General features: G+C 70.3%; 28 protein-coding genes. 18 read left to right on the top strand and 10 right to left on the bottom strand.

Going from position 1 to position 23656, the window contains the following annotated elements; all coding sequences use genetic code 11:
• Positions 1-24 precede the first annotated feature (24 nt).
• From miaA to V1318_RS19325, 10 genes are all read left to right on the top strand, one after another.
• Complete coding sequence (gene miaA, locus V1318_RS19370; RefSeq protein WP_332941402.1) at positions 25-1014, top strand: tRNA (adenosine(37)-N6)-dimethylallyltransferase MiaA; 990 nt, start codon at positions 25-27, stop codon at positions 1012-1014.
• Positions 1015-1154: 140 nt separating this feature from the next.
• Positions 1155-1433 carry an RNA chaperone Hfq gene (gene hfq, locus V1318_RS19365; RefSeq protein ID WP_056172892.1) on the top strand — a complete coding sequence of 93 codons (279 nt, stop codon included), beginning with the start codon at positions 1155-1157 and terminating at the stop codon, positions 1431-1433.
• A 96-nt stretch (positions 1434-1529) separates the two neighbouring features.
• Positions 1530-2837 carry a ribosome rescue GTPase HflX gene (hflX, locus tag V1318_RS19360; protein ID WP_332941401.1) on the top strand — a complete coding sequence of 436 codons (1308 nt, stop codon included), beginning with the start codon at positions 1530-1532 and terminating at the stop codon, positions 2835-2837.
• 74 nt (positions 2838-2911) lie between these two features.
• Positions 2912-4042 carry an FtsH protease activity modulator HflK gene (hflK, locus tag V1318_RS19355; protein ID WP_332941400.1) on the top strand — a complete coding sequence of 377 codons (1131 nt, stop codon included), beginning with the start codon at positions 2912-2914 and terminating at the stop codon, positions 4040-4042.
• Positions 4039-4902 carry a protease modulator HflC gene (locus V1318_RS19350; RefSeq protein ID WP_332941399.1) on the top strand — a complete coding sequence of 288 codons (864 nt, stop codon included), beginning with the start codon at positions 4039-4041 and terminating at the stop codon, positions 4900-4902. Before hflK ends, V1318_RS19350 begins: the two co-directional genes overlap by 4 nt.
• A gap of 1 nt (position 4903) precedes the next feature.
• Positions 4904-5095, top strand: a complete 192-nt coding sequence (locus V1318_RS19345) for a DUF2065 family protein (protein ID WP_332941398.1) — start codon at positions 4904-4906, stop codon at positions 5093-5095.
• Between the two features lie 461 nt (positions 5096-5556).
• Positions 5557-6849 carry an adenylosuccinate synthase gene (locus tag V1318_RS19340; RefSeq protein WP_332941397.1) on the top strand — a complete coding sequence of 431 codons (1293 nt, stop codon included), beginning with the start codon at positions 5557-5559 and terminating at the stop codon, positions 6847-6849.
• Between the two features lie 150 nt (positions 6850-6999).
• Positions 7000-7473 carry a hypothetical protein gene (locus tag V1318_RS19335; protein ID WP_332941396.1) on the top strand — a complete coding sequence of 158 codons (474 nt, stop codon included), beginning with the start codon at positions 7000-7002 and terminating at the stop codon, positions 7471-7473.
• A 27-nt stretch (positions 7474-7500) separates the two neighbouring features.
• A complete protein-coding gene (locus tag V1318_RS19330) occupies positions 7501-7875 on the top strand; it encodes a hypothetical protein (RefSeq protein WP_332941395.1) in 375 nt (124 codons plus the stop codon).
• 128 nt (positions 7876-8003) lie between these two features.
• Positions 8004-9818, top strand: coding sequence for an SLC13 family permease (locus V1318_RS19325; RefSeq protein ID WP_332941394.1), 1815 nt, complete (start codon positions 8004-8006; stop codon positions 9816-9818).
• A gap of 67 nt (positions 9819-9885) precedes the next feature.
• Here V1318_RS19325 and V1318_RS19320 read toward each other — a convergent pair whose 3' ends face one another.
• Positions 9886-10230, bottom strand: coding sequence for a hypothetical protein (locus V1318_RS19320; protein ID WP_332941393.1), 345 nt, complete (start codon positions 10228-10230; stop codon positions 9886-9888).
• Positions 10231-10362: 132 nt separating this feature from the next.
• Here V1318_RS19320 and V1318_RS19315 point away from each other — a divergent pair, with 132 nt between their 5' ends.
• Complete coding sequence (locus V1318_RS19315; RefSeq protein ID WP_332941392.1) at positions 10363-10983, top strand: GIY-YIG nuclease family protein; 621 nt, start codon at positions 10363-10365, stop codon at positions 10981-10983.
• Between the two features lie 12 nt (positions 10984-10995).
• Here the strand turns inward: V1318_RS19315 and V1318_RS19310 are convergent, their stop codons facing one another.
• The gene (locus tag V1318_RS19310; protein WP_332941391.1) at positions 10996-12249 is read right to left on the bottom strand and encodes a sigma-70 family RNA polymerase sigma factor; all 1254 of its coding nucleotides are present in this window, start codon (positions 12247-12249) and stop codon (positions 10996-10998) included.
• Positions 12249-12653 (bottom strand): YciI family protein, encoded by a 405-nt coding sequence (locus V1318_RS19305; protein ID WP_332941390.1) that lies wholly within the window; start codon positions 12651-12653, stop codon positions 12249-12251. The genes V1318_RS19310 and V1318_RS19305 overlap by 1 nt, the downstream gene beginning before the upstream one ends.
• A 259-nt stretch (positions 12654-12912) precedes the next feature.
• Between V1318_RS19305 and V1318_RS19300 the strand changes: the two genes are divergently transcribed.
• A complete protein-coding gene (locus V1318_RS19300; RefSeq protein WP_332941389.1) occupies positions 12913-13176 on the top strand; it encodes a hypothetical protein in 264 nt (87 codons plus the stop codon).
• Between the two features lie 77 nt (positions 13177-13253).
• On the top strand, positions 13254-13847 hold the full coding sequence (locus V1318_RS19295) for an HAD family hydrolase (RefSeq protein WP_332941388.1): 594 nt from the start codon (positions 13254-13256) through the stop codon (positions 13845-13847).
• Positions 13848-13895: 48 nt separating this feature from the next.
• On the opposite strand, the gene V1318_RS19290 is transcribed toward V1318_RS19295, so the two are convergent.
• A complete protein-coding gene (locus V1318_RS19290; protein ID WP_332941387.1) occupies positions 13896-14873 on the bottom strand; it encodes an alpha/beta hydrolase in 978 nt (325 codons plus the stop codon).
• Positions 14874-15014: 141 nt separating this feature from the next.
• Here V1318_RS19290 and V1318_RS19285 point away from each other — a divergent pair, with 141 nt between their 5' ends.
• The 5 genes from V1318_RS19285 (at position 15015) to V1318_RS19265 (ending at position 20508) form a co-directional block, all read left to right on the top strand.
• Positions 15015-15851 (top strand): helix-turn-helix transcriptional regulator, encoded by an 837-nt coding sequence (locus V1318_RS19285; RefSeq protein WP_332941386.1) that lies wholly within the window; start codon positions 15015-15017, stop codon positions 15849-15851.
• A gap of 13 nt (positions 15852-15864) precedes the next feature.
• Positions 15865-17007: a histidine kinase gene (locus V1318_RS19280; RefSeq protein ID WP_332941385.1), complete on the top strand. Its 1143-nt coding sequence runs from the start codon at positions 15865-15867 to the stop codon at positions 17005-17007.
• 362 nt (positions 17008-17369) lie between these two features.
• Positions 17370-18521: a histidine kinase gene (locus V1318_RS19275; RefSeq protein ID WP_332941384.1), complete on the top strand. Its 1152-nt coding sequence runs from the start codon at positions 17370-17372 to the stop codon at positions 18519-18521.
• Positions 18518-19297: a LytTR family DNA-binding domain-containing protein gene (locus V1318_RS19270; RefSeq protein ID WP_332941383.1), complete on the top strand. Its 780-nt coding sequence runs from the start codon at positions 18518-18520 to the stop codon at positions 19295-19297. Before V1318_RS19275 ends, V1318_RS19270 begins: the two co-directional genes overlap by 4 nt.
• 110 nt (positions 19298-19407) lie before the next feature.
• The gene (locus V1318_RS19265) at positions 19408-20508 is read left to right on the top strand and encodes a serine hydrolase domain-containing protein (protein WP_332941382.1); all 1101 of its coding nucleotides are present in this window, start codon (positions 19408-19410) and stop codon (positions 20506-20508) included.
• Between the two features lie 19 nt (positions 20509-20527).
• Here the strand turns inward: V1318_RS19265 and V1318_RS19260 are convergent, their stop codons facing one another.
• From V1318_RS19260 to V1318_RS19235, 6 genes are all read right to left on the bottom strand, one after another.
• Positions 20528-20899, bottom strand: a complete 372-nt coding sequence (locus V1318_RS19260) for a VOC family protein (RefSeq protein WP_332941381.1) — start codon at positions 20897-20899, stop codon at positions 20528-20530.
• Between the two features lie 42 nt (positions 20900-20941).
• Entirely contained in the window at positions 20942-21367 is a 426-nt protein-coding gene (locus V1318_RS19255) for a hypothetical protein (protein WP_332941380.1), read from the bottom strand.
• A gap of 72 nt (positions 21368-21439) precedes the next feature.
• On the bottom strand, positions 21440-21937 hold the full coding sequence (locus V1318_RS19250; RefSeq protein ID WP_332941379.1) for an SRPBCC family protein: 498 nt from the start codon (positions 21935-21937) through the stop codon (positions 21440-21442).
• 12 nt (positions 21938-21949) lie between these two features.
• Complete coding sequence (locus V1318_RS19245; RefSeq protein WP_332941378.1) at positions 21950-22306, bottom strand: metalloregulator ArsR/SmtB family transcription factor; 357 nt, start codon at positions 22304-22306, stop codon at positions 21950-21952.
• 229 nt (positions 22307-22535) lie between these two features.
• The gene (locus V1318_RS19240; RefSeq protein WP_332941377.1) at positions 22536-23171 is read right to left on the bottom strand and encodes a DUF998 domain-containing protein; all 636 of its coding nucleotides are present in this window, start codon (positions 23169-23171) and stop codon (positions 22536-22538) included.
• The gene (locus V1318_RS19235) at positions 23168-23569 is read right to left on the bottom strand and encodes a hypothetical protein (RefSeq protein WP_332941376.1); all 402 of its coding nucleotides are present in this window, start codon (positions 23567-23569) and stop codon (positions 23168-23170) included. Before V1318_RS19235 ends, V1318_RS19240 begins: the two co-directional genes overlap by 4 nt.
• Between the last annotated feature and the right edge of the window lie 87 nt (positions 23570-23656).

Below are 23656 nucleotides of genomic sequence, written 5' to 3'. Positions count from 1 at the left end.
CCGTACCGGAACCGCATCCTCCGCATGTCCGCCGACCCGCGCCCGCTCGCGATCGCCCTGATGGGCCCGACCGCCTCGGGCAAGACCGCGCTCGCCCTGGACTGGGCGCAGCGCTACGACGGCGAGATCGTCAGCGTCGACTCGGCCCTGGTCTACCGCGGCCTGGACATCGGCGCGGCCAAACCCAGCGCCGAGGAACAGGCGCGGGTGCCGCACCGCCTGATCGACCTGCGCCAGCCCTGGCAGCCGTACTCGGCCGCCGAGTTCGCCGCCGACGCCCGCCGCGCCCTGGACGACATCGCCGCGCGCGGGCGCCTGCCGATCCTGGCCGGCGGCACCGGGCTGTACTTCCACGCCCTGCTGCATGGCCTGGCGCCGATGCCGGAGGCCGACCCGGCGGTGCGCGCCCAGCTCGCGGCCGAGGCCGGCGAGCGCGGCTGGGCGGCACTGCACGCCGAGCTGGCCGCGCTGGACCCGGAGGCGGCGGCGCGCATCCACGCCACCGACGCCCAGCGCATCCAGCGCGCGCTCGAGGTCCAGCGCCTGACCGGACGCGGCATCAGCGCCTGGCGGCGCGAAGCCGCCGGCGCGCCGCGCCTGCCGTACCGGGTGCTGAAGCTGGTCCTGGCGCCGGCCGACCGGGCCGTGCTGCATGCGCGCATCGCCCAGCGCTTCGACGCCATGCTGGAGGCCGGTTTCCTGGACGAGGTCCGGGCTTTGCGCGCCTTGCCGGAATTGCAGGCGCATCCACGCCCGTTGGACTTGCCGGCCTTGCGCGCGGTCGGCTATCGCCAGGCCTGGGAATACCTGGACGGTGGGGGCGGCGCCGAGGCCGCGGCGGACTTCCGCGACCGCGGCATCTACGCCACCCGCCAGCTCGCCAAGCGCCAGCTGACCTGGCTGCGCGGCGAGCTGGACGCCCGCTGGTTCGACCCGGCCCGGGACGCGCGGGCCCTGGCCGAGGCCGCGGCGCTGTTCATCGGCGGATCCCGGCACGCGCATCGCAAAGCCTGAGTTCGGCCCGTATCCGCAACGGCCAGTTGCGTTACCATCGGCCGGTCACCGCTGTGGGGAGCTACCGGCGACGCGGCCTACGGGATGTCCGGGCCGTCTTTGGCACCGAACCTTATAACTAGAAAGCTGGGGAACTACTGATGTCCAAGGGGCAATCCTTACAGGATCCTTTCCTGAACGCGCTGCGGCGCGAACGCGTGCCGGTCTCGGTCTACCTGGTCAACGGCATCAAGCTGCAGGGCACGATCGAATCCTTCGACCAGTTCGTGGTCCTGCTGCGCAACACCGTGAGCCAGATGGTCTACAAGCACGCGATCTCGACCGTGGTCCCCGCGCGCAACGTCCGCGTCGGTCCCGGCGGCGGCTACGTGCAGTCCAGCGAGGGCGGCGGTGCCGAGGGCGACGACGAGAACGAGTGAATGCGGGGCCCGGGCGGGCAGGGATGAGACGATGGCGGGGCCGGCGCGTCCCGCCGCGCTTGCATTCCCGGTTTTCCTCCCCATCTTGCACACTCGATGTTTGAACGCTCCCGCAAAGGCGAACACGCCTTACTGATCCAGCCCCACGCCGGCGGTCCGCCGGACGAGGGCCTGCTGGAAGAATTCGCCGACCTGGCCAAATCGGCCGGCGCCACCGTGGCCGCGGTACTGACCGCGCGCATCGACCGCCCCAATGCGGCCATGCTGATCGGCAGCGGCAAGCTGGCCGAGGTCAAGGCCGCGGCCGACGCCACCGGCGCCGACCTGATCCTGGTCAACCACCCGCTGTCGCCCGGCCAGGAGCGCAACCTCGAGCGCGCGCTGGAACGGCGCGTGGTCGACCGCACCGGCCTGATCCTGGACATCTTCTCGCAGCGCGCGCAAAGCGCCGAGGGCAAGCTGCAGGTCGAGCTGGCCCAGCTCAAGCACATGGCCACGCGCCTGGTGCGCGGCTGGACCCACCTGGAGCGCCAGCGCGGCGGCTCGATCGGCCTGCGCGGCCCCGGCGAAACCCAGCTGGAAACCGACCGCCGCCTGCTGCAAAAGCGCCTGGAGCAGTTGCAAAAGCGCCTCGACAAGGTCGAGGTGCAACGCACCCAGATGCGCCGCGCGCGCGTGCGCAGCGAGCTGCCGCGCGTGGCTTTGGTCGGCTATACCAACGCCGGCAAGTCGACCCTGTTCAATGCCATGACCGGCGCCGAGGCCTACGCGGCCGACCAATTGTTCGCGACCCTGGACCCGACCGTGCGCCGGATCGAGCTGTCCGGCGGCGCGGCGGTGCTGGCCGATACGGTCGGTTTCGTGCGCGACCTGCCGCACGATCTGGTGGCCGCGTTCCGCTCGACGCTGTCGGAGGCGCGCGAAGCCGACCTGCTGCTGCACGTGATCGACGCCGCCGACCCGCTGCGCGACGAGCGCGTGGCCCAGGTCGACGCGGTGCTGCAGGAGATCGGCGCCGGCGACCTGCCGCAGGTGCTGGTGTTCAACAAGATCGACCGCCTCGAAGGCGCGCAGCCGCGCATCGACCGTCCGGGCGAGGGCCATACCCGGGTCTGGCTGTCGGCGCGCGAGAGCCGCGGGCTGGATCTGCTGCGCGCGGTGCTGGGCGAGGCCCTGGAGCTGCGCCATGTCGCCGGCCCGCTGCGGGTGCCGTCGCAGGGCGCGCGCCTGCGCGCCCGCCTGCACGAGCTGGGCGCGGTGCGCGCCGAGCGCGCCGACGAGCACGGCTGGGAGTTGCAGGTCGATCTGGCCATCGCCGACGCCCAGCGCCTGTTCGCCCAACCGCACGGCGAACCGCTGCGCGCCTTGCTGGAATCGGTGGCCGAGCCGGAAGACCTTGCTTGAGGCGGCCAGCCCCCCCACCTAGAATCAACCGACCCGTCAGCTGAACACGGGTGCTTTCCCTCTTTGGAGCAGGCATGGCCTGGAACACCCCTGGCAGTGACAATTCCGGCGGATCCGACCCCAACGGTCGCCCGCCGCGGCAACGCAAGTCCGACGGCCGCGGCCTGGATGCCTTGCTCGACCCGTTGCGCGGCCTGTTCGGCGGTGGCGGCATAGGTGGGGGCGGCATCCTGCGCTGGGTCGCCGCGATCCTGGGTCTGTGGCTGGTGTTCAACTGCTTCGTGCTGGTGACCGAGCAGGAGCGCGGCGTGGTCCTGCGTTTCGGCCACTTCTCGCGCATCCTGCAGCCCGGCCCGCATTTCAAGGCGCCGTGGCCGATCGAGCGGGTGACCAAGGTCAACGCCACCCAGAGCAACGCCTACACCGAGACCGTGCCGGTGCTGACCCGCGACGGCAACATGGTCAACGTCGAGATCAACGTCCAGTACCGCATCGGCGATCCGGAGCAGTACCTGTTCGGTTCGCGCGAATCCGCCGACGTGCTGCGCCAGGCGGCGCAGAGCGTGCTGCGCGAGCAGATCGGCCGCTCCGATCTGGACACCGTGCTCAGCGCGCGCGGCGCCCTGACCACCCTGGTGCGCGCGCGCCTGCAGGAATCGCTGCGCGCCTACCGCACCGGCCTGACCCTGACCGAGCTCAACCTGCCCAACGCGCGCCCGCCGGACGAGGTCAAGGACGCCTTCGACGAGGCCCAGCGCGCCGACGCCGACAAGGCCACCTCGATCAACCAGGCCGAGGCCTACGCCAAGAAGGTGGTGCCGGAAGCGCGCGGCCAGGCCGCGCAGGTGCGTACCGAGGCCGAGGGCTACAAGACCGCGGTGATCGCGCGCTCGCAAGGCGACGCGGATCGCTTCTCGCTGCTGGTCGAGCAGTACAAGTCCGCGCCGGAAGTCACCCGCAAGCGGCTGTGGCTGGAGACCGTGCAGCAGGTGATGGGCGACAACCGCAAGATCGTCGGCGGCGATTCGCGCCAGATGCTCTACGTGCCCCTGCCGGAGCGCCGTAGCGGCGCCTCGGCCCCGTTGCTGACGCCGGAAATGCTGGCGCCCACGATCGCGACGCCTTCGTCCGATCCGGGTAACGAAACCATGTCGCGCCCGGCCCGCAGCAAGCGCCCGGATGGCCGCGAGGAGCCCGCACAATGAAATTCTCCGCCTGGATCGCCGTGATCGTGGCCGCGCTGCTGGCGCTGATGGGGTCGATGTTCGTGGTCAGCGAAGGCCATGGCGCGATCGTGTTCCGCCTGGGCACCATCGTGCGCCGCGACATCGGCCCCGGTCTGCACTTCAAGTGGCCGCTGATCGAGAACGCGTCGGTGTTCGACCGCCGCCTGCAGGTGCTGACCGCCGACCCCGAGCGCTACCTGACCGCCGACAAGCTCGACGTCAGCGTCGACTTCTTCGCGGTCGGTCAGATCGAAAACCTCAGCCGTTTCTACCAGGCCACCGGCGGCGACGAGAAGACCGCGGCCGAGCGCCTGGCGCCGATCATCAAGGACTCGCTGCGCAACGAGATCAACTCGCGCACCCTGACCCAGGTGGTTTCGGGCGACCGCGCCACCGTGATCGGCAAGCAGCTGGTCGGCATCAACCGCGCCGCCGCCACCCTGGGCGTGCGCATCCTCGATATCCGGATCAAGCGCATCGACCTGCCGCAGGACAGCAACGTGCTGGCCTCGGTCTACAACCGCATGCGTTCGCAGCGTTTGCAGGTCGCCAGCCAGAAGCGCGCCGAAGGCGTGGAGCTGTCGCAGGCGATCCGCGCCACCGCCGACCGCGACAAGACCGTGATCGTCGCCGAGGCCGAGCGCGACGCCCAGCGCCTGCGCGGCGAGGGCGACGCGCAGGCCGCGCGCACCTACGCGGCCGCGGCCAACAAGGACCCGGGCTTCTATTCCTTCCAGCGCAGCCTCGAGGCCTACCGCCAGTCCTTCAAGGACGGCGACAGCGTGATCGTGCTGGACCGCGACGACCCGTTCCTGCAATACCTCAAGTCGGACCGTTGAGTTGAGCGGTGAGCTGATTTCGGCACTGTGCCTGGTCGCGGTGCTGGAAGGGCTGTTCCTGTTCGTGGCGCCGCGCGGCTGGAAGCGCGCCGCCGAGCAACTGCAGGCGATGCCGGACCGCCAGCTGCGCATCGTCGGCGCGATCGCGGTCGCGCTGGGCCTGCTGGCCCTGTGGGCGGTGCGCGCCGCCTGAGGCGCGTGGCTGTCGTGAAACCCGCGTGGTCGCTGCGCGCCCCGCATCCGACGGAACGCGCGGGCCGGCAGGGCGGCGCCCCGGGTGGGTGACGCCCGCGTGCGGCGCCTGCTTGCCGGGTCGGCTCAGCGGGCGTGCGGCAGGCCGCGGTTGGCCGGCGATGGGGCACGCGGCGTGGCGGCAAGTCGCGCGGCGAAGGCCGGAGCGGGCCCCGATCCGCGCGGCGGCGAAGCCGCAGCCGGGCCCGGGAGGCCGTCGCAGATGGCTTTGCGCGCCCAGGCTGAGCCGAATCTGTCCGCTGGCACCGGCGGGGTGGCCCCTGCCCCCCGAAACCCGGATAATGCACAAAAGCCGGACGGGGATTCCCGCCGGCTTTTGTCGTTTTCGGCGTCCGCACGATGCGGCGCCTTCCGCGATGCCGGTCCTGCCGGGCCGTGCCAAACCAATTCGGAGTGCGTGTAATGGGTCAGTCAGTCGTCGTTCTCGGTGCCCAATGGGGCGATGAAGGCAAGGGCAAGATCGTCGACCTGCTGACCGAGCAGATCGGCGCGGTCGTGCGCTTCCAGGGCGGCCACAACGCCGGCCACACCCTGGTGATCGGCGGCAAGAAGACCGTGCTGCATCTGATCCCGTCCGGCATCCTGCGCGACGGCGCGCTGTGCCTGATCGGCAACGGCGTGGTGCTGAGCCCTGCCGCGCTGCGCAAGGAAATCGACGAGCTCGAGGCGACCGGCGTGGAAGTGCGTTCGCGCCTGAAGATCAGCCCGGCCACGCCGCTGATCATGCCGTACCACATCGCCCTGGATCAGGCCCGCGAGAAGGCCGCCGGCGGCAAGGCCATCGGCACCACCGGCCGCGGTATCGGCCCGGCCTACGAAGACAAGGTCGCCCGCCGCGGCATCCGCGTCGCCGATCTGCATTACCCGGACCAGTTGGCCGAGAAGTTGCGCAGCGCGCTGGACTACCACAACTTCGTCTTGACCAAGTACTTGGGCGTGGACGCGGTCGACTACCAGCAGACCCTGGACGAAGCGCTGGCCTTCGGCGAATACGTCGAGCCGATGAAGTCCGACGTCGCCGGCATCCTGCACGACCTGCGCAAGCAGGGTAAGCGCGTGCTGTACGAAGGCGCGCAGGGCTCGCTGCTGGACATCGATCACGGCACCTATCCCTACGTGACCTCGTCCAACACCACCGTCGGCGGCGCGCTGGCCGGCACCGGCGTGGGCGCGGACTCGATCGACTACGTGCTCGGCATCGCCAAGGCCTACGCCACCCGCGTCGGCGGCGGCCCGTTCCCGACCGAACTCGACGACGAGATCGGCGAGGGCATCCGCAAGCGCGGCCAGGAGTTCGGCGCCACCACCGGCCGTCCGCGCCGCTGCGGCTGGATCGATCTGGTCGCGCTCAAGCGCGCGGTCGCGATCAACGGCATCTCCGGCCTGTGCATCACCAAGCTCGACATCCTCGACGGCATGGACAAGCTCAAGCTCTGCATCGCCTACCGCTACCGCGGTAAGGAAACCGAGTACGCGCCGCTCGACGCCCAGGGCTGGAACGAGTGCGAGCCGGTCTACCTGGAGTTCCCGGGCTGGCAGGAAAGCACCCACAACGTGACCGAGTGGGACAAGCTGCCGGCGGCCGCGCGTGCCTACCTGCGCGCACTGGAAGAGCTGTCCGGCTGCCCGCTGGCGATGGTCTCCACCGGCCCGGACCGCGACGCCAACATCGTGTTGCGCGATCCCTGGGCCTGAGGCCCGCACACGCTCGCGAAAGCGGTGCGTTGCGACGAGAAGGCCCCGCGACGCGGGGCTTTTTCGTATCCAGATTCGGTTCGTCGCATCACGCCTTGGGTCGGCTCGCATCTTTGCTAGGCTGGCGCCAGTCGATGGAGAGGGATAGCCATGCGTACACGGCGTGCGAAGCGCATGCGGGCGGCGAATCGCCTGCTGCTGGCCATTGCGGCGACCTGGTTTTCCTTGCCCGCGTTCGCGATTTGCCTGGCGGTGCCGCTGGAAGACGAACTGAAAGCGGCCAAGACCGTGTTTCTGGCGACGATCACCGAGTCCAAACTGGCGGGCCCGGTCGGCGCGCTCAAGGACGAGGACGGGTATCGCATCGATCATGCTTTCGTGGTGCGCGAGTCGTTCAAAGGCGATCCCACATCCGTCAGACGTGTCTATACGACCAGCTTGTATAACGACCCTGTCAAGAACACCGCCGTGCATATGGCGGAGCAGATCCACTTGTTTCCGGGCGAGAGCGTGCTGGTGATAAGCGCGGGCGACGACGCGGTGCAAGTATCCCTGTGCGGGCCTTCCAGGCGGCGGGACGGTGTCGACCTCGATCGGGTCCGTGCCCTGCTGTCGACGAAGTAGCAAGCTCACGCTCCCAAGCCGACGCTCATGAACAACCCTTATCAAGCGCCTTCAACTCCCGTACCGGCGACGCCGGGTGCGCAACGACCGGCGTTGGTCGTGGTCGGTGTGGTCTGCGCGATTCTGGCGGCGCTGATTCCCACCCTGGTCGTGCCCAGTTTCGGTCTGACGTTCAGCGCTTTCGGCGCCGACCTGCCGTGGCCGACGCTCTGGTTGCTGCGGGCCTATCCGGCGTTGTGGCTATTGCCCGTGATCGTGCTGGCGGTCTGGCGGTTCTGGCCCAGGCCGGACAGGCGCAGGTTGGCGGCGTTCTGGACGGGGCTGGCGATCCTCGTGGTGGGTCTTCCCGCGTGCATCGCGGCCTTGTACGCGCCGATCTTCATGCTGGCGCAAACGATCTGATCGGCGCTGGCGGATCAATCCGTCCGCTGTCCAGGCTGTACGAATCGGCGCAGCTTTGCAGCACGCATGAATATCGCCTTCATGCGCATCGGCTAAGTTAGTACGCAGATTTCGGAACAGGGGCGGGGATGGATCCGCAGCAGATCGTATTCCTATTGATCCTGGCCGCGGCGCTGGCGCTGTTCATCAGCGAGAAGCTGCGCGTGGACCTGGTGGCGATGCTGGCGATGCTGGCCTTGACGCTGACCGGCGTGCTGTCGCCGAAGGAAGCGCTGTCGGGTTTCGCCAGCGAACCGGCGATCATCGTCGCGGCGGTGTTCGTGCTGTCGGCGGGCCTGTCCGCGACCGGCATCACCGACCGCATCGGCGCGGCGATCGGGCGCGCGGCCGGCGGCAGCGAAGCGCGCGCGATCGCGGTGATCATGCCCGCGACCGCGGCGATGGCGGCATTCTCGCACCATCTGATGGTCACCGCGATGATGCTGCCGATCCTGATGCGGCTGGCGCATGAACGTAAACTGGCGGCCTCGCGCCTGCTGATGCCGATGTCGCTGGCCGCCTCGCTGGGGACGACCCTGACCCTGATCAGCGCGCCGGCCTTCCTGCTGGCCAACGATCTGCTGGCGCGCAACGGCGGCGGGCGCATGGACCTGTTCGCGATCACCCCGATCGGCGCGATGCTGGTCGCGATCGGCGCGATCTACATGCTGGCCGGGCGCTGGCTGCTGCCCAAGCGCCAGGGCGAAAGCGGCAGCGTCGATTACCTCAAGCTGGAGCGCTACTACACCGAACTGCTGGTCGACCGCGATTCGCCCTGGATCGGCAAGACCCTGGGCGCGTTCGACAAGGCGTTCAAGGAGCGCCTGCAGGTGGTGGACTGGCTGCGCCACGGCATCCGCCGTCGCGAGCAGAGCGCCGACAGTCCGCTGGCGGCCGGCGATGTGCTGCTGGTGCGCGCCTCGCCGGACGAGATCGCCTCGGTGCGCGACGAGCCCGGCCTGTCGCTGCACGCGGTGGTCAAGTACGGCGAGAAGCCGCGCGAGGGCGGCAAGGTCGAGGAGCTGGGCGAGGAGCGGTTGGTGCAGGCGGTGGTGGCGCCGCGTTCGGAGTTCCTCGGCCGCAGCGTGTCGGAGATCGATTTCCTCAGCACCCTGGGCGTGGTGGTGGTCGGCCTGTGGCGCAAGGAAGGCTGGCTGCACGGCGAGCTGTCCGAGCTCAGGCTGGAGGAGGGCGACCTGCTGGTGCTGTGGGGCGCGCAGGCGCGCCTGGAGCAACTGGCCACGCACCGCGCCTTCCTGATGCTGATGCCCTTCCACGCGCGCGGCAGCACGCGCCGGCGCGCGCCGCTGGCGCTGGGCATCATGGCCGCGTCGATCGCGCTGGCCGCGACCGAACTGCTGGCGCCGCAGATCGCCTTCCTGCTGGGCGCGGCGGCGATGGTGCTCACGCGCTGCGTGAGCATCGAGCGCGCCTACGAGGAAATCGACGTGCGCATCTACGTGATGATCGCCGGGGTGATTCCGCTGGGCATCGCCATGGACAAGACCGGCACCGCCGATCTGATCGCGCAGTTGCTGGCCGTGCATGCGCAGGGCCTGCCGGTGCTGGGCCTGCTGCTGCTGATGTTCGCCGCGGCCGCCTTGCTCACCCAGATCCTGTCGGACGCGGCGACCACCGTATTGCTGGCGCCGATCGCATTGGCCCTGGCGCAGAGCCTGGGCCTGCCGCCGCTGCCGTTCGTGGTCTGCACCGCGATGGGCGCGGTGGCTTCGTTCCTGACCCCGATCGGCCACCACGGCAATCTGCTGATCCTCAACCCCGGCCAATACACCTTCGGCGATTTCCTGCGCGTGGGCATGCCGCTGACCAGCCTGATCGGCCTGACCGTGGCCTGGATGGCGCGTTGGCTGTGGCTGGAGGGGCCCTTGCTGCCGTGGGTTTGAAGCGACGGTACGCGAAGCCTGACGCGATGCTTCCGGCGCGCGGATCGCGCCATACCGGGCGAACGGATCAGGCCGAGGCGGACGGCGCCGGCACGTACGACCCCATGTCGGCACGTATGCCCAGGCCGTGCATGAAGCCGGCCGGATCGAAGCCTTCTTCGGCGTAGCGTCGCTGCATCGCCTCCTTGGCCGCGGCCAGCGCCTGCGCGCTTTCCCATTCGACCAGGGTGGCGATGTCGTATTCGCCGCTGGCGCCGATCCGGCTCAGGATCAGGTTCTGCCGGCAGCCGGGCATCCCGTCCAGGGCCTGCTGGGTGTAGCGCAGGCGCTCGCCGAAGGCCGCCATCGCCGCGGCGGGCACGATGAAACGGTCGAGGCGATAGACCGGGGCGGAGGGGGCGGGGTTGGACATGCGCGATCCTGGTCGGTGGCGGCCGCAGCGGCCGGCGAGGCGCGCAGTCTGCGACCTCAAGTATAGTTGAGGTCAACAGGGCGGCCGCCGCGTACCGATGCGACGCCGCGCGCGAGGATTCAGGCTGCAGCGATGGCATTCCCGAGCACCGGCGATCCCGACGTCACCCACAGCGCCAGCGAGGGGCGCTGCTATCTGTACGTGCTGCCCTGCGCCTACGAGGATCTGCTCAAGCTGGGATTTTCGCGCAGTCCGCTGCGCCGCCTGGGCGAGCTGCAGACGCGCTATTACGAGACCTTCGACCTGGAGCGCGCCTTTCTGGTCGAGACCGAAACCGTGCGCGACGCGCGCGATCTGGAACTGGCGCTGCGGCACGCCCTGCGCGAACACCAGGCGCCGGCGCCGCTGCTGATCCGGCGCGAGGCCGCCGGCCATACCGAGTGGTACCGCGGCGCCTACGCGCGCCTGCGCGCGCAGGCCGATGCGCTGGATGCGCGCGGCTACCGCGTGCATGCGCCCTTGCGCGGTTGGCTGGCGCGGGAACTGCAGGCGCATTCCGATGCGCTGTACGCCTGGGCCGCTAGCCTGCTGGACGCCTTGGGCGGCGACCCCGAGCAGTTGGACACGCCGGCCCTGGCCGGCTTGCGCGCCCGGGTACTGGACACGCTGGACGCCTACCCGGCCTTGGACCTGGTGTTGGACGATCACCTGCCCGTAGCGCTGTTCGACTGGCACCGAGCGCGCCGCGCCTGAGCGCGGGCCCGCTCAAGTCCGTTCGCGCAAGCGCGTCGCCTGGCGGCCGAGGTAATCGCGTTCCGGAATGCTGGCGGTGCGCGCGGCCGCGCTGCGGTAGCAGGCGATCGCGGCCTCGCATTGGCCGGCGCGTTCGTGCAGGTGCGCACGTACCGCATCCAGACGGTAATGACCGCTCAGGCGCGGGTCGGCGTCGAGTTCGCGCAGGCGTTGCAGGCCGTGCTCGGGGCCGTGGACCATGGTCGCGGCGATGGCGTGGTTGAGCGCGACCATGGGATTGTCCGACATCCGCAGCAGCAGGCCGTAGAGCGCGAGGATCTGCGCCCAGTCGGTGTCTTCGTAGCGCGGGGCCTCGTCGTGCACCGCCGCGATCGCGGCCTGCAATTGATACGCGCCGACCGCGCCGCGTGCGAGGGTGCGGCTGATCAGGGCCACGCCCTCGGCGATCGCGCGCCGGTTCCAGCGCGTGCGGTCCTGCGCCTCCAGCGGAATCAGCTCGCCGTCGGGTCCGCTGCGGGCTTCGCGGCGCGCGTCGGTGAGCAGCATCAGCGCGAGCAGGCCCGCCGCTTCGCCGTCCCGCGGCAGGCCGCGATGGACTTCGCGCGCGAGCCGGATCGCTTCCTGGGCCAGATCCTCGCGCTGCAGGCGCGCGCCGACGCTGCTGGCGTAGCCCTCGTTGAAGATCAGGTACAGCACGTGCAGCACCGACGCCAGGCGTTCGTCGCGCTCGCGCGGATCGGGGATCGCGAACGGCACTCCGGATTCGCGGATGCGCTGTTTGGCGCGGCTGATGCGCTGGGCCATGGTCGCCTCGGGCACCAGGAAGGCGTTGGCGATCTCGGCCGTGCTCAGGCCGCCGACCGCGCGCAGGGTCAGGGCGATCGCCGATGGCGGCGTGAGGGCGGGATGGCAGCACATGAACAGCAGGATCAGGGTGTCGTCGTGGTCGCCGCGCGATTCGTCCGCCGCGGGCGCCAGGCGTTCGTCCTCCGGCGTTTGCCGCAGCGCCTCGGCCTCGCGCTGGCGACGCGCGAGTTCGCTGCGGATATGGTCGGTCATGCGCCGCGAGGCGACCTGGATCAGCCAGGCGTGCGGATGCTCGGGAACGCCCTGCCGCGGCCACTGCAGGGCCGCGGCTAGCAGCGCCTCCTGCACCGCGTCCTCGGCCGCGGCGAAATCGCTGTAGCGGCGCATCAGCGCGCCCAACACCTGCGGCGCGAGCGCGCGCAGCAGGTGCTCGGAGCGGTCGCTGGCCTGGGTGGGCATCACGCGTCGTGGCAGGCGCTGTGCTCCATCACCTGGCGCACTTCCACCGGCAGGTTCAGGGCCGCGCCGCCGGGGCCGGGGCCGGCCGACCAGCGCGCGGCGATCTGGTAGGCGCGTTGGGCGCTGTCGACGTCGACGATCATGTAGCCGGCGAGGAATTCCTTGGATTCCGGGAACGGCCCGTCGGTGACCGCCGGGCTGCCGTCGGCGCGCGCGTGCACCATCGTCGCGGCTTCCGGACCGGTCAGGCCCTGGACCTGGACGAACTCGCCGGACTCGACCAGCTCGCGGTTCATCCGCTGCAGATGGTCCATGTGCGCCTTCACGTCCTGCTCGGGCCACAGCTCCATGCGCGAGACCTTCCAGCTGGCATGGGGGAACTGCATCATCAGCATGTACTTCATGGCGGGACTCCGGTTGGGCGCCCGGAATGGGCGCCGGCATGCAGTAGTCGTAGCAGGGCGCGGCTTCTCTACATCCCGGCTAAAAATTTCATCCGGCTTGGGTGGGGCGGAATCGCGGCCGCGTTCACGTTTGGCGTGCTCGGCCGTTGGCTATGAGTGGGGAGCCCAGACCAGGCATCGGTCGGCCCCATCGGCAGGTCGCGCAAGCGGCTGCCGCCACGGCTCCACGAACGGAGCCCACCTTTGGAGAGCTAATCCCATGCCCGTAGCAGGAGCGGTAACGTTCACCCGCACGACCGGCAAGGTCAACGGCCCCTATGCCGCCACGTTCAGCGCGGACGACAACATGCTCGACGTCACCAAGGGCGGCAAGGACTATCCCACGCCGCTGGACTTCAACAAATTCAAGACGGTGGCGTCGATCACCTTCAAACCCGGGGTCGGCAAGTCCATCACCTGGACCAGTTGGACCTACTTCAACAACGGCCAGTGGGCGGTGGACCGCTTCACCAATCTGGCCTGACCGCGCGCCGCGCATCGCCGCCTGGTCGCGGCGATGCCGGCTATGCTGCGGTTCCCTCACAGGCGAACCGCAGCGGCATGAATCTGGCGCTATTCGATTTCGACGGCACCATCAGCGACCGCGAACTGTTCGCCGACTTCGTCGCCTGCGCGGTGCCCGCGCAACGGTTGCGTCTGGGGCGCTGGCGGTTCCTGCCGATGGTGCTGGGCTACAAGCTGGGCCTGGTGTCGGGCAGCACGATCCGCGCCAGCGTGGCGGCTTACGGGTTCCGCGGATTGAACGGCGAACGCGTCGAACAGTCCGGCCGTCGCTTCGCCGACGAGGTCATCCCGAACGCGATCCGCCCGGAAGCTTTGCGGCGCATCGCCTGGCATCGCGAGCAGGGCGACACCGTGGTCGTGGTCTCCGGTGCGTTCGATCTCTATCTGCGCCATTGGTGCGAGCGCCATGGCTTGGACCTGATCTGCTCTAGCCTGGAGTCGCAAGACGGCGTACTGACCGGTCGCTATCGCGGCGCGCAATGCGTCGGGCCGGAAAAGCCGCGCCGCATCCGTGAGCGCTACGACCTGTCGCGCTACCAGCAGATCTACGCCTACGGCGATACCCGCGAAGACCTGGATATGCTCGCGCTCGCGCATCGCCGCTGGTACCGCTGGCGGGAAGTCGCCTAACGCGTGTCCGGCGTCCCGGTCGCACCGGGACGCCGGACACGCACGCGCTCAGGCCGCATCCCACAAGCGCAGGGCTTCCTCGGCGACCACGTCCGGACGTTCTTCCGGCCAGAACAGCTTGCTGCCCTCCAGCCGGCGCAGGCCCTGGAAACGGCCGAAGCTGCGTTCGAGGTGCTCGGCGCCGGCCGGGGAGAAGATCGTGTCGCCCATGCCCCAGACCACGCGCACCGGCGCGGTGCCGCGCTTGAGCGCCGCGCCCACGCCTTCGAGCACGTTGTGGTCCAGCGCCACCGCATAGGCATGCACGCGCGCCTTGCTCTGCGCCGAGGCCAGCAGCGGCAGGAAATAACTGTCGATGGCCTCGTCGGTCGGGTTGGCGGGGTCGAGGTAGCACATGCCGCCGATGCCCTCCGGCGAGCGCGCCAGGCGCTTGTCGGCCTGCCAGGGCGCCAGCCACTGGTCGACGAACTTGCCTTCGCGCGACAGCGCGATCACCGGCAGCATCGCCGCGGGCGGGCATTCGATCTCGGTGTCGCAGTTGGCCAACAGCAGCGAACGCACGCGCTCGGGGTGGCGCGCCAGCAGCAGCTGCGCGACCGCGCCGCCGCTGTCGCTGGCGATCAGGTCGGCGCTGTCGATCGACAGCTTGTCCATCAGGGCCAGCAGCATCTCGACCTGGGCGTCGGGGGCGACGCTCTGGCCGTCGGCGACCTCGGTGTGGCCCAGGCCCATGAAGTCCGGCGCCACGCAACGGCGGTAGGGCGCCAGGCGTTCGATCGCACCGCGCCATTGGAAGCTGTTGAGCGGGAAGCCGTGCAGGAACAGCGCGGCGGCGCCGCGACCGCGCTCGACGTAGGCGATGCGGCCGAAGCGGGTGCGCACGAAGCGGCGTGCGGCGCGGAAGCCGGCGGCGTCGAGCGGGCCGTTCGCGGCGGGGGCGGCGGCAGCGGCCAGGCTCAGGCCGCCGGCGAGGGCACCGGCGGCCAGAGCGCCGGTGGAGAGTGCGAGAAAGCGCCTGCGATTCATGGGGAGTCTCCGTCGAAGGACCGTCCTTCGTTGGAGCACATGATTCGCGTCCGAGGTCATGCGCTCAATGTCGTCGCAGGTCATGCCGTCATGACCTGGCAGGTCATGGTTTTCGCTACCGGGCGTCGTAAGATGCTTTCGATGCACATCGCCGCCACACGCCTCGCCCCGTCCGCCGCGCCCACCCAGGTCGGCGCCCTGCTGCGCGAATGGCGCGCGGCGCGACGCCTGAGCCAGCTCGATCTGGCCCTGGACGCGGGCCTGTCGGCGCGTCATCTGAGCTGCGTGGAAACCGGCAAGGCCCAGGCCAGCCGCGAGGTGATCGCGCGCCTGGCCGATGCGCTGGAAATGCCGCTGCGCGAGCGCAACGCGCTGCTGGTGGCGGCCGGTTACGCGCCCAAATACCCCGAGACCGCGCTCAACACGCCCGAGCTGTCGCAGGTGCGGCGCGCGATCGAATTCATCCTGGCCCAGCAGGAACCGTATCCGGCCTTCGTGCTCAACCGGCGCTGGGACGTGCTGATGGCCAACGCCGCGGCGATGCGCGTCAACGCCTACGTGATGCGCGGCAAGCCCAGCGCGCACGCCAACATGATCCGGCAGATCTTCGATCCCGCGGACCTGCGCCCGGCGGTGGCGAATTGGGAGGAGGTCGCCGGCGACCTGATCCGCCACCTGCACGACGAGGTCGCGGCGGCGCCCGGCGACGCCGCGGCGCGCGCGCTGCTGGACGAGGTGCTGGCCTATCCGGGCGTGCCGGCGCGCTGGCGCCATCGCGACCTGGGCGCGGCGCCGACGCCCTTGCTGACCACGGTGCTGCGCCGCGACGAACACCTGTTCCGGTTCTTCTCCACCATCACCACCTTCGGCACCCCGCGCGACGTGACCATCGACGAGCTGCATATCGAGTGCTGCTTCCCGGTCGACGACGCCACCGCGGAGTTGTGCCGGGGGCTCGCGCGCGAGGCGGCAGGTTAGCGGCCGGGTCTGCATGGACCGCAAGGCATCCCGCGAGGACGAACTGAGCGCCGCGTTGGCGCTGCCCGGCGCGCTGGTGAGCGCGCTGCAACCGTCGCCGATGTCGCCGTACTGGCTGCCGGTGCTGGCCGGTCTGCCGTTGGCCGCCTGCACCCTGATCCTGGCCCTGCCTTCGCTGCAGAGCGAGAACGCGCGCGTGTATTGGTGGTTGTTCCTGTGCTCCAACCTGTTCTGGATGTGGCCGCTGACGGCGATCCAGGACCGCATGCGCCGCCGCGGTTCCGGCAAATGGGCGCTGGCGCTGGCGCTGCTGACCGCCGCCTACCTGATGTCCCTGGCCAATAATCTGGCCGCCGACGCGGTCGCGCGCGCGCACGGCTGGCCGTCCGAATACGCCCTGGATTGGAGCCTGCTGCTCAGCGCCTTCGACATCTGCTGGCTGGTGATGATCGCCTACTGCCTGGTGCATGCGGGGGTGGCCTATTACGCCGAGCTGCAGGACGCCAAGGCGCGCAACCGGCAGGCGCTGGCGCTGACCCGCGAAGCCGAGCTGCGCGCACTGCGCTATCAGCTGCATCCGCATTTCCTGTTCAACACGCTCAATGCGATTTCCAGCCTGGTGGCCGAGGACCGCAGCGGCGACGCGCGCCAGATGATCGCGCGCCTGGCCGAGTTCCTGCGCGCCACCCTGGAGAGCGGCGACCGCCACGAGGTCGCGCTGGCCGAGGAACTGGCCCTTACCGAGACTTACCTGGCGATCGAGCGCGCGCGCCTGGGAACGCGCCTGCGCCTGCGCTGGAGCGTCGGCCCGGACACCCTGCGCGCGCGCGTGCCGGCGCTGCTGCTGCAGCCGCTGGTCGAGAACGCGATCCGCCACGGCATCGCGCCGCGCACCGAGCCCGGCCAGCTCGAGATCCGGATCGAGCGCGACGGCGACCGCCTCCACCTGCACGTGGGCAACGACGGCGCGGGCGAGAGCCGGCCGCAAGCCGACCGCAGCGGCGCTCCGCTGGGCCTGCGCAACATCGCCGAGCGCCTGCGCACCCTGTACCCGCAGGCGCATTCATTCGCCGCCGGCGGACGTGCCGACGGCGGCTACGAAGTGCGCCTGTCGCTGCCGTTCCAGGACGCCGCGGCCGCGCCCGCAAGCGGCTGAGGGGCTGCGCCGCGGCGCAGGTGCCCCGGACCGGCGCCCGGCGGCGCGGGGCGCCCGGGCCGGCGCGGCTTCGTCCCGTCGCATGCGGCTACCGCTTCGCCGCAAGAGCGCGCGCGCGCCCTGGCCGCGCACGGCGCGCTCAGGCCCAATGAAGCTTCGCTCGAACCGGCTCCGCCGTTCCGTCACGCGTCCACGGCGCGGCGGCGTCGTTTCGGGCGCCTATTGCGTTGCCAGGGACGGCGACTCTTTCTGCCGCTACGCCGGCCTGCGCGCCGGCACGCGATCGGCGCATCGGGCTTGGTCGTAGGCGGTATACGCTGGAGAATCGGCTTGCCGCTCCATTACGACCTGCCGAACCCGATATGACCACCCCCGTCGCGATTCCGGATCCACGCACCGAGCCGGCAAGCGCGCAGGCGCCGGCGCAGGATCCGCCCGGTTCGGGACGGCTGTGGCTGTCGCTGCTGGCGCGCCTGCTGCTGGGCGTATGCACCCTGCTGATCGCGCTGCCGTCGCTGGAGGACCCGCGCGAGACCGCGTACTGGGCGACCTTCCTGCTCGCCAACCTGATCTGGATGTCGCCGCTGACCGCGATCCAGCACCTGTTCTGGCGGCGCGGAACCTCGAAGTGGACCATGGTGATCGCGCTGCTGGCGATCACCTACGTGATGTCGGTGCTGAGCAATCTGGCCGCGCACTGGATCGCCAACACCCAGGGCTCGCTGTACCGCGACTCCACCGACTGGACCTTGATCTTCGGCGGCGTCGGCGGCTGCTGGCTGGTGCTGATCGCGTACTGCGCGATCCAGTCGGTGATCACCCACTACGCCGATCTGCAGGACGCGCGCGAGCGCAATCGCCAGGCCCTGGTGCTGGCCCAGGACGCCGAGCTGCGCGCGCTGCGCTACCAGATCAATCCGCATTTCCTGTTCAACACCCTCAACGCGATCTCGGCCCTGGTCGCCGAGGACCGCAATCGCGAGGCGCAGCAGATGATCACGCGCCTGGCCGGTTTCCTGCGCGTGACCCTGGACGGCGGCGAAGGCCACGAGGTGGCGCTGGCCGACGAACTGGCGCTGACCGACACCTACCTGGAAATCGAGCGCGCGCGCCTGGGCCAGCGCCTGCGCCTGAAATGGAACATCGGCCCGGACACCCTGCGCGCGCGGGTGCCGGTGCTGTTGCTGCAGCCGCTGGTCGAGAACGCGATCCGCCACGGCATCGCCCAGCGCAGCGAACCCGGGCGCCTGGACATCCGGATCGAGCGCGAAGGCGATCGCCTGCACCTGCACGTGGGCAACGACGGCGCGCCCGCGCCCGCCGCCTCGGAAGAGGACGCGCGCCGGGCCGGCGCGATCGGCCTGCGCAACATCGCCGAGCGCCTGCAGGCGCTGTACCCGGACGCCCATTCCTTCGCCGCCGGCGCGCGCGCCGACGGCGGTTACGAAGTGCGTATGACGCTGCCGTTCAACGAGGCGCCGGCGGCGCTAGTGGTCAAGGAGACTGAAGCATGATGCGAGTAGCGGTGATCGACGACGAACCCCTGGCGCGCAGCGGCGTGATCACCCGCTTGGCCGCGCACGCGGACATGCAGGTGGTGGGCGAATTCGCCGACGGCCCTTCGGCGCTGGCCGGCATCGCCGCGCTGGCGCCGGACCTGGTGTTCATCGACGTGCAGATGCCGGGCATGACCGGCCTGGAGGCGCTGGCGGCGCTGTCGCCCGAGCAGCGGCCGCTGGCGGTGTTGCTGACCGCCTACGAGAATTTCGCCGTGCGCGCCTTCGAACTGCACGCGATCGACTACCTGCTCAAGCCGATCGACGACGAGCGTTTCGCCGAGGCGCTGGAGCGCGCGCGCCAGGCCCATCCCTACCGGCGCGCCGGCACCCAGCTGCCGGGCGCCCTGGTCGCACCGACCGCGAACAACGACGACGAGGGCGCGTGGCTGACCCGGTTCGTGGTGCGCGTGGGCCGGCGGGTGGCCTTCGTCGAGGCCTCGGAGGTCGAGTGGATCCAGGCCGACGGCGATTATGCGACCTTGCACGTGGGCGATCGCGGCTATCTGTTGCGCGAGTCGATGGGGCGCCTGTCGCGACGCCTGGACCCGGCCCAGTTCGTGCGCGTGCACCGTTCCACCATCGTGCGCGTGGACTGCGTGGCCGAACTGCAGCCATTGTCCAACCGCGACGCCATGCTGCGCCTGCGCGACGGCACCCCGGTGCGCGCCAGCCGCACCTACATCGAGCCGCTGCAGGAGCGCCTGCGCGGCCGCGCGGGCTTCGTCGGCTAGCCGCGCCGGGCCGCGGCCCGCGAACGGCCGGCGCGCTGCAACCATGCGCGCCGCCGCGGTATCTCCGGTTCCGACCTTGGCCTTCGCGCCAAGCCCTGGGGAGCGGAACCGTGACGAAATCCTGGATATTGAGCATCGCCCTGCTGTGGTCCGCCGCCGCCGCCGCGCAGACGCCCGCCGCCGCGCCCGCGATCGACGCCTTCGTCGCCGACTACGCGCGCGCCCACGACTTCAGCGGCACGGTGCTGATCGCGCGCGACGGCCGGACCGAGTATCTGGGCAGTTTCGGCCTGGCCGATCTGGCGTTCCGCGTGCCCAACACGGCGCGCACGCGCTACAAGATCGCCTCTATCACCAAGAGCTTCACCGCAGTGCTGATCCTGCAGCTGCGCGATCAGGGCAGACTGGATCTGGAACGCCGCATCGGCGACTACCTGCCCGATTACCGCGGCGAGGGCGCGCATCGGGTCACGCTGCGGCAATTGCTCAACCACAGCTCCGGGCTGGCCAATCTCGACACGGTCAAGGACGCCCAGACCGCGATCCGCGACGGCCTGCCGGTGTACCAGCTGCCGCACAGCAGCGATGCGCTGTTGTCGCAGTACTGCAGCGGCAAGCTCGCCGCCGAGCCGGGGACGGCCTTCGACTACAACAACTGCGACTACATCGTGCTGGGCAAGATCGTCGAACGCGTGACGGGGCAGACCTACGAGCGGGCGCTGCGCGAGCGCATCCTGCAACCGCTGGGCCTGGCCGACACCGGCCTGCTGCGCCAGGACCGGGTCGTCGAGCGCCTGGCCGAGACCTATTTCGCGCGCGAGGAGCGCGGCCCGATGACGCCGGACCTGCCCGCGTATCCGGAGAACTGGTACGCGGCCGGCGCGATGTACTCCAGCGCGCGGGACCTGGCCAAGTTCGCCGACGCGCTCTACGGCGGCCGCCTGCTCAGCGCCGATTCGCTGCGGCGCATGCTGGATCCGGGCCTGGACGACTACGGCTACGGCCTGTGGAGCTACCGGATGAAGATCGGCGGCCGCGAACTGTGGGTGGCCAAGCGGCCCGGGCAGATCATGGGCGCGCGCAGCCAACTGCTGCGCGTGATCGAGCCGCGCATCAGCGTGGTGATCCTGGGCAACGCCGGCAGCGCCGACCTGGACGAGTTCGCAGCGCAGATCGCGCGCCGCGTGGGCGCGCCGTCGCCGTCGCGCTGAGGCCGTCGCATGGCCGCGCTCAGGCTTTGGGCTTGAGCTGGTGCAGCAGGATCGAGTTGCCCTCCGAATCCAGGCACACCGCCATGCGGCAGACCGGGCTGTGGATGATGTCGCTCTTGAAGACCACGCCCTTGGCCTTGAGGTCGGCGATCAGGGCGTCGAGGTCCTCGACTTCCAGCGCGATGGTGCCGCCGGCGGCGTCGCTGGGCGCGTCCGGCACGAAGTTGGTCAGGGCCAGGCAGCCGCCGTCGGGCAGGTCGTATTCGATCCACCAGTTGTCGCCCTGGTGGCCGCTGGACCCCGGCTTGAGCCCGAAGGTTTGCTCGTAGAACCTGCGTGCGCGCGGCACGTCGCGGATCGGGTACATGGTGAACGCGACTTTCCTGAACATGTGCGGCTCTCCTGATGCGTACGAGGATGCGGACGAAGCGATTCAGCGCCGGCGCGCGTACAGCAGGCCGCCGATCAGGCAGCCGGGCAGGCCGGTGAGCGCGACCAGGATCGGGTACCAGGCCGGGCCGAACTCGGGGCCGCGGCCCCAGGTCGCGACCACGCCGGCGATGCCGAACACGGTGCCGACCAGCCCCAGCGTCCACGCATGCGCCATCGGCCGGTGCGGCGCGTAGCGTGCGGTCAGGTAGCCGCCGAGCACGGTGTAGAGCGTGCGGTAAGCGAGCGCGAACAGCCACAGGCCGGTGCTCATCGGCTGGAACCACGGCGGGAACACGCCGCTGGCATGCATGACCACGTCGGTGACGGTGGACAGCACCATCACCGCGATCAGGCCCAGCAGCACCGCGCCGATGCTGCGGCCCAGGCGCCGCCGCGGTCGCTCGGGAATTGTGGTTCGGGTGTTCATGGATGGGCCTTCGCGCCGCGCGTCTGGACACTACGAGGGAAGGCGCGGGCGGCGGCCGCCCGCGCGCAGGGTTCAGCCCGACACCGTGGAGGCGTCGGCCAGGAAGGCATCGAGCTTGTCGTAGCCGGCGGCGATGCCCTGTTCCATGTTGCTGGCCAGCGCGCCGTCGCGGGCCTCGCGCGAGGCGTAGACCACGGTGGTGACCAGGGTGGTCTTGCCCTCGCGTTCGCTCAGCACCGCGGTGCCGACGGTTTCGCCGCCGGTCCAGTCCATGTCGAAGCGTTCGGTGCGCACGATGCGCCGCGGGCGTTCAATCTCGCGGTGCTCGCCGCCCATGCCCATCTCCACGCCTTCCGGCCCGCTCCAGACGAAGCGGTAGGCGCCGCCGACGCGCAGGTCGACCTCGCACACCGTCAGGGTCCAGCCGTCGGGACCGTGGAACCAGCGCTTGAGCAATTCGGGTTGGGTCAGGGCGTCGAACACCAGTTCGCGCGGCGCGTCGAAGGCGCGTTCGATCACGATCTCGCGCTCGCCGGGGGCGGTGAGGCGCAGGGCGTTGTGGGCGTGCATGGTCGGAACTCCTTAGCGTTTCTTGCGTGGCGGAGTGGGGCGCTGTTCGGCCTGCAATTGACCGAGCAGCGCATCGAGGCGCTGGTAGTTCTGTTCCCAGATCCGGCGGTAGCGCTCCAGCCAGACGTTGGCCTCGGCCAGCGGCTGCGCTTCGATCCGGCAGGGGCGGCGCTGCGCGTCGCGGCCGCGGCTGATCAGGCCGGCGTGTTCGAGCACCTTGAGGTGCTTGGAGATCGCCGGTTGGCTCATGGCGAAGGGCTCGGCCAGTTCGGTCACGCTGGCTTCGCCGCTGGCGAGGCGGGCCAGGATCGCCCGTCGCGTGGGATCGGCCAGGGCGGCGAAGGTGGCGTCGAGACGTTGGGGCTGCATTGAATATAACCTGATAGTTACATAACTTTAGGGTTATATACAGCCGGGCGGGGCCGGCGTCAAGCGCCGCTTTTGCGAATTCGACAGAAGGCCAGGCCGGCCCCCCGCAGGTTCGGCGTGGCGGGTCGCCCGGATTGCGAGGCCGCTCAGGGCGGCGCGGAGGGATCGGATTCGGCTCGGGCCTTGCGGCGCGTCGATGCGATGCGGTGCGCATCGCGCCGGCGGGCGTTCACGCGCGCGTGGTCTGCGCGCGCAGGCGTCGCGCCAGGAACCACGCCACGATCCCGATCGGCGGATAGATCGCCAGGGTCGCCAGACGTTGCAGCAGGCCGGTGCAGGCGCGCGTGTCCAGGCCGGTCCAGTGCGCCATGAACGGAATCAGGGCCAGGATCCACAGATTGGTCGCCAACAGATAGAGCTTGATCGCGCGGCTGCGCTGCAAGCGCCACAGCGCCAGCATCGCCAGCGTCGGAAACGACAGGATGCCGATCATCAACGGCCCAGAACCGTGGCGCGGATGCGGCAGCGGGAAATACGCGGCTTTGAACGCGACCGCCGCGTTGACGAGCAGCGCGATCAGCACCAGCGCGGTCGGCAGTGCGCCACCGCCCAGCCGGCGCAGGGCCAGGCCGATGCCGCAGGCGCCGGCCAGGGTGGCCAGGCCGGTGAGCGCCGCGCCGCCGTTGAAGATCCACGGCAGCGGCGCGCTGTCGGAGCCCAGCGTGCTCGCGGCCTGGCGCAGGAAGCTGTAGCCGGGAAAGAACGGCGCGGCGATCAGCTGGGTGGCGTAGTAGACGAAGGGCACCGCGATCGCGCAGGCGAGCGCGGCCCGCAGCGTCGCCGAAGCGCCGGCGCGCGCGTTCAAGGCGCTACCGATGCGGCGGCGGCCACGGTTTCCGAGCGCAGCGATGCGCAGTCCGGGCCCGGCGCGTCGGCCGGCGCCTGCCGATCCACGCACAGGCCGAAACTTGCGGGCAGGCCGACGATCTCGCGACTGGCGCCGACGGCCATGCTGAAACGTTCGAAGGCCTGGGCGCGACAGCCGGGTCGGTCGCGTGCGCAATCGGACTCGAACAGGGCGTAATGGCAGCGTCCGCTGTCGCTGGCGATGCACTCGAAGCGGCCGATGCCGGCCTGCACGCGGGTGCGCGCATGCAGGCGATCCTGGCCGTCGACGCGGGTGCGTGTGACCAGGGTGGCGCCGCCGGCGTCGCAGCCCAGCAGCGCGAACAGGAAATAGACCAACGCGATCAGATTGCGCATGGAGCACCTCGGAGTGTGGGCGAACGCCGCCCGCACGCGACGGGATCGCATGGGGCGGTACTGCGTTGCGGGCTTGCGGCGGGGCGG

Origin of the sequence: Lysobacter sp. CCNWLW3, from assembly GCF_036697405.1 — a bacterium.
Classification (GTDB): domain Bacteria; phylum Pseudomonadota; class Gammaproteobacteria; order Xanthomonadales; family Xanthomonadaceae; genus Lysobacter.
The sequence above is the reverse complement of the archived record's forward strand: the minus strand, read 5'-3'. Positions and strand labels throughout refer to the sequence as shown.